The sequence below is a fragment of the Massilia glaciei genome, assembly GCF_003011895.2.
GTDB lineage: Bacteria > Pseudomonadota > Gammaproteobacteria > Burkholderiales > Burkholderiaceae_D > Telluria_A > Telluria_A glaciei.
This window is the reverse complement of the sequence record NZ_PXWF02000141.1, coordinates 1-4170: the sequence shown is the minus strand read 5'-3', so window position 1 is coordinate 4170 and position 4170 is coordinate 1. Positions and strand designations below refer to the sequence as shown.

4 protein-coding genes are annotated in these 4170 nt (G+C 66.6%); 2 read left to right on the top strand and 2 right to left on the bottom strand.

The window, feature by feature from the left end; translation table 11 throughout:
• Together C7C56_RS10170 and C7C56_RS10165 are read right to left on the bottom strand one after the other, a co-directional pair.
• Positions 1–792, bottom strand: a complete 792-nt coding sequence (locus C7C56_RS10170; RefSeq protein ID WP_229458557.1) for a ferritin-like domain-containing protein — start codon at positions 790–792, stop codon at positions 1–3.
• 126 nt (positions 793–918) lie between these two features.
• Positions 919–2109 carry a hypothetical protein gene (locus tag C7C56_RS10165; protein WP_106757313.1) on the bottom strand — a complete coding sequence of 397 codons (1191 nt, stop codon included), beginning with the start codon at positions 2107–2109 and terminating at the stop codon, positions 919–921.
• 226 nt (positions 2110–2335) lie between these two features.
• On the opposite strand from C7C56_RS10165, the gene C7C56_RS10160 reads away from it, so the two are divergent.
• Entirely contained in the window at positions 2336–3598 is a 1263-nt protein-coding gene (locus tag C7C56_RS10160) for a lipoprotein-releasing ABC transporter permease subunit (protein ID WP_106757312.1), read from the top strand.
• 49 nt (positions 3599–3647) lie between these two features.
• Positions 3648–4170: ABC transporter ATP-binding protein (locus C7C56_RS10155; RefSeq protein WP_106757315.1), on the top strand; the 523-nt coding region annotated here is incomplete at its 3' end.

Here is a 4170-nt window from a genome sequence, read left to right as displayed (position 1 = left end):
CTAATCCTTCATGCAATCGCCCTGCGACATCTGCCCCGGCTGCGCTCCGGTGTCGCCCGCGATGTCGACGTCGCCATAGGTCAACCCCAGCGCCTCCTCGTACCAGGTTTGCACCAGCGCGAGGTGCTCGCGCTCCTGGTTGAGGGCGATCGTGAAGTCGTTGACCAGTTCGGTCAGGCCGTGCTCGTCGGCCAGCGCGAGCAGGGTCTCCCAGCCGGCCTTGTCGCTCAGCTCGGCCGTGACGATCGCGTGCAGCGACTGCGCCACGCTCGTGCGCGGGTCGTTGAGCACCTGGATCAGGCCCATCGATTCGACCCCGACCAGGTTGGCGCTCGGCGTTTGCGAGGTCGGGTCGCCGCCCAGCGATTCGATCGCGTCCTTGACCAGCATGAAGTGGCGCGCCTCGTCGGCGCGGATGTGCTCGAGGTCCTCGAGCGTCATGCTGATGTCGCCGTCGAGCAGCACCTCGCACTTGGTGATCAGCGCGTCGTAGAGGCGGGTGCCGGTGCGCTCGAACGCCAGGCGCTCGCCGAGCTTGTCGATCAGGATTTGCGGGCTGTTGCCCTTTAGCATTTGCACGCCCATGCTGACGGCGCCCGTCATGGTGCCCGGGAGGGGAATCGAGCCGAGCGGGTCGGCGTTGGCGATGTAGTCGTTGCGCATGTCGGCGAGCGCCGACTCGTCGCCCTGGTCGCCCGCCAGGTGGGGGCCGATGTCTTGCATCGCCTTGCTGTCGATGGGCGACATCTGGATGCCCGTCTTGTTCATGCCTACGTGTTCTGTCTGAGCCATATATCCTCCTGCTGGGTAGAGTCTGCCGTTTTTGGCCGGTGTTCTATGGGTCCCCGCCTGCGCGGGGACGATGTTGCTTGAAGTTCTTGGTGTCGCGTACTGCGCGGACTTTGCCTCGTCCCCGGTTCAGTGGGTCACACCGCCGGCCGCGGTAGCCGGTCCGCCCCGGCTCAGTTCGCCGCCCGGGGTCCAGATGTAGCCCGAGGCCACGGTCTGGCTCGGCGAGCCGTGCGCGTTGAGGCCGTCGCGGTACCGGCGCGAGGCCGCGCCCTCCTGGTCGATCGGCACGAACCGGGTGCCGTCGGTGCGCAGGTCGACCTCGTCGGCGAGCACCTTGCGCACGAAGTCGCGCTGGCTGCGGAACGCGAGCGGCTCGGCGATGTCGTTGGTGATGATTTCGGCCGGGTCGCGCCGCTCGTACTGCTTGAGGGCTTCGCACGCCATGTGGAAGTGGCCCAGCTCGTAGTCGAGGAAGCGCTCCCAGATCGCGCGGACGTGGTGGTTGGTCTCCTGCTGCATGCAGCTGTAGTAGTTGTAGCACTCGGTGGCCTCGTGCAGCAGCCATTGCTCGATCCAGCTCTCGGACGGGTCGAGCATGGACTCGTACTGGGTCACGTGCTGCTCCTCGATCGAGGCGATCTCGGCGTAGAGCTGGCGCGCGAGCGGGTCGGAGAACTGCGGCCCGACGTTCATGTAGTAGTTGTGGGTCTGGGCCTCGCCCGAGACGATCAGGAGGGCGTGCATTTTGCTCAGCATGTCGGCGCTGGTGCAGTCGTACGGGGTGCGCAGGTCGTCCCCGGGGGCGCGGTGGTGCTCGCTCGTGGGGCGCCCCGGGATGATGTCGGTGTAGCTTTGCAAGATGTTGTTGGCGTCCTTGCCCTCGAGCCGGTCGAGCATGGCCGAGTAGCGGTACAAGTGGTCGAAGTCTTCGAGCAGGCCGAAGCGGTAGACCTGGGCGAGGTACGGGTCGGACTCGCGCTGGGCGACGGCGGCGGTGACCTCGATGGCGACCTGCTCGTAGGCGATGGTGGTCTCGAGCGGGGAGTGGTCGGACCCGAGCAGCCAGTTGACCGTGGTGGCCTGGTGCTGCTCGGCGCGCCGCACCTTGGCCAACGGCACGCGCAGCTCCTGGTTGAAGCGCGCCGCCATGTGGCCGAAGCGCAGCGCCTCGAGCTCGATGCCGTTGGTGAGGATGATGCGCACGCGCGTGAAGGCGTCGTCGTCGAGTTTGCTGATGGGTTTTTGAACCATGTCGCGCCACGTGAAGCGCTGGTTGTCGATGTCGACACCCTTCGAGTCGAATAAGCTGAATGCCATGGTGGTCCTCCTGTCTTGATAGAGCAGTCAATAGAGCAGTCAAAAGCGAAAATGACGCAAAAAAAGCGGCCGATGTCGTTTGATGGGGCGGCCCGCCCCGGAGTTCCGGGAGATTTGCGGCCCCGCGGCCGGGCCCGGCCCCCGCCCCAATATGGCAACATCCTGTTCATGGATGAGCTTTGTGTGGCAAACTGCGGCTTCACACGTCATCGACCTTTTGGAGCCCATGAGTCTGATTCACAAATTGCCCTACGAATGGCAGGTCGGCCTGCGCTACACGCGCGCCGGCAAGCGCGATGGGCGCAACGGTTTCATCTCGTTCATTTCGCTCATTTCGGTGGCCGGCATCACGCTCGGCGTGGCCGCGCTGATCATCGTGCTGTCGATCATGAACGGCTTCCAGAAGCAGGTCACCGACCGCATGCTGTCGGTGCTGGCGCACATCGAGCTGACCCGCGAGGGCGGCATGCCCGACTGGCGCGCGGCCGCCGCCGAGGCCTTCAAGAACCCGGCCGTCAAGGGCGCCGCGCCCTACGTGCAGACCCAGGGCATGCTGCTGCGCGAGGGCGCCATGCGCCCGGCCGTGATCCGCGGCGTGCTGCCGTCGGAGGAGCACAAGGTCTCGGACGTGGCCGCCAAGGTCGGCATCGGCAGCTTCGCCGCGCTGCAGCCGGGCTCCTTCAACATCGTGCTCGGCTACGGCCTGGCGCGCTCGCTCAACGTCGGGCTCGGCGACAAGGTCACCATGACGCTGGCCCAGGCCCAGACCACCCCGGCTGGCGTGCTGCCGCGCATGCGCTCGTTCCAGGTGGCCGGCATCTTCGAGATCGGCCACCCCCAGTTCGACGCCACGCTCGCCTTCGTCCACATCGACGACGCGCAAAAGATGGAGCGCCTGGCCGCGCCGGCCGGCTTGCGCCTGCGCATCGACGACATGCACGCCGCGCCCCTCGTGGCCGCCGAGCTCGAACGCAGCATGCCGGGCCGGCCCACCGTCACCGACTGGTCCGAGCAGAACAAGACCTGGTTCGCCGCCGTCCAGATTGAGAAGAAGATGATGTTCTTCATCCTGACCCTGGTCGTGGCCGTGGCCGCCTTCAACCTGGTCTCGACGCTGGTCATGACCGTGACCGACAAGCAGGCCGACATCGCCATCTTGCGCACGCTGGGCGCGTCGCCCAGTTCGATCATGAAAATTTTCATGGTCCAGGGCGCTCTGGTGGGGCTGCTCGGCAGCCTGGCCGGGGTCGCGGCCGGGGTCGCCGTGGCCTACAATATCGAAGCCATCGTGCCGTTCATCGAGCGCCTGTTCGGCGCCCAGATCATGCCCGGCGATATCTACATGACCAGCGCCATCCCGTCCGAGCTGCGCTGGCCCGACGTGTTCAAGGTCGGCATCCTGTCCGTCGTGCTCGCCTTTGCCGCCACGCTCTATCCGAGCTGGGCCGCCTCGCGCGTGAAGCCGGCGGAGGCGCTGCGCTATGAATAATCCCAAGAATAATCCCAAGACCAACCCGCTGAGCGATGCCTTGAGCAATATGACGAACGGTAACACCACGACCGCTAACCCCACGAACCGCAACACCGCGAACGGCAACACCGCGAACGATCCCGTCCTGTCGTGCCGCGACCTGGGCAAGACCTTCACCCAGGGCAGCTACCGGGTGCCGGTGCTTAGCCATGTCGACTTCAGCGTGTTCCGCGGCGAGCGCGTGGCCATCGTCGGCGCCTCGGGCTCGGGCAAGTCGACCCTGCTGCACCTGCTCGGCGGGCTCGACACGCCGACCACCGGTTCCGTCACGCTGCGCGGGAAGGACTTCGCGACGCTGTCGGAGTCGCGCCGCGGCGACTTGCGCAACGCCGAACTCGGCTTCGTGTACCAGTTCCACCATTTGCTGCCGGAGTTCTCCGCGCTCGACAACGTGGCCATGCCGCTCATGATCCGGCGCGAGCGGCGCGCCGTCGCCGTGGTCCGGGCCCAGGCCCTGCTCGAGCGTGTCGGCCTGGCCAAGCGCGTGGCCCACGTGCCGGGCGAGTTGTCGGGCGGCGAGCGCCAGCGCG